At 68.1% G+C, this 1,008-nt stretch carries 1 protein-coding gene and 1 pseudogene; both read left to right on the forward strand.

Features of this window, described 5'->3' with window-relative positions; genetic code table 11:
• On the forward strand, positions 1–606 hold a 606-nt coding region (locus HMPREF9538_RS17420), incomplete at its 5' end, for a DUF1365 domain-containing protein (protein WP_009484681.1).
• A pseudogene (locus tag HMPREF9538_RS17415) lies at positions 603–1,008 on the forward strand (SAM-dependent methyltransferase); the annotation flags it as partial. The gene HMPREF9538_RS17420 and the pseudogene HMPREF9538_RS17415, both read left to right, overlap by 4 nt.

Genomic DNA, 1,008 nt, shown 5'->3' on the forward strand with positions numbered 1-1,008 from the left:
CGGGGGGGGGCCCCCCGCCGCAACCGCCTGGCCGCCGCCGCCTGGTACGACGCCGATTATCCGCTGGGCGCGCCGCTGAAGGCCCAGGTGCTGAACCGGCTGGAGAGCCTGACCGGCTGCCGCCCGGCGGGCCGCGTGATGCTCCTGACCCAGCTGCGCTACTTCGGCTTCCATTTTAATCCGGTCAATTTTTACTACTGCTATGACGAAGCCGACACCCTGCGCTGGGTGCTGGCCGAAGTGCGCAACACGCCGTGGAATGAGCGTCATTACTACGCGGTGGACGGCCAGCAGGCGCGCCCGCTGGAGAAAGCCTTTCACGTTTCGCCCTTTAACCCGATGGACATGGTCTATCACTGGCGCTTCAACGCGCCCGGCAAAACGCTGCACATGCATATTGAAAACCATCAGGCCAGCAAGGTGTTCGACGCCACGCTGGCCCTGAGCCGCGTGCCGTTGACCCGCGCCAACCTGCGCGGGCTGCTGCTGCGTCTGCCGCTGATGACCCTGAAAACCGTCCTCGCCATCTACTGGCAGGCGCTGCGGCTGTGGCTGAAGCGCGTGCCGCTGTACAACCATCCTGTCAGCAGGAGTGAACGCTCATGACCGATCCCGTCTTTGCGCTTGAACCCGATGTGCCGCGCAACGTGCGGCTCGCGCGCTGGCTGCTTTTTCGTCTGTTGAGTGGCCTCCGCGAAGGCTCGCTCACCGTGCGCGAAGGGGCGCAGACTTTTCATTTTGGCGACCCCGCCGCCGCGCTGCGCGCCGAGGTGCGGGTCTGCGCGCCGGAGGTGTACTGGCGTCTGCTGACCGGCGGCAGCCGGGCGGCGGCCGAGGCCTGGATGGACGGCGACTGGGAGAGCCACCAGCTGACGGCGCTGCTTCAGATCCTCGCGCGCAACGGCGAGGTGCTGGGGCGTCTGGAGCGCGGCTTCCGTCTGCTGGGCAAGCCCGTCGCCCGGCTGCGCCACTGGACCCGCCGCAACACCCCCCCCCCCGCGCGGGGGG

The sequence above is a fragment of the Klebsiella sp. MS 92-3 genome, from assembly GCF_000195655.1.
In the GTDB taxonomy this organism is placed as follows: Bacteria; Pseudomonadota; Gammaproteobacteria; order Enterobacterales; family Enterobacteriaceae; genus Klebsiella; species Klebsiella pneumoniae.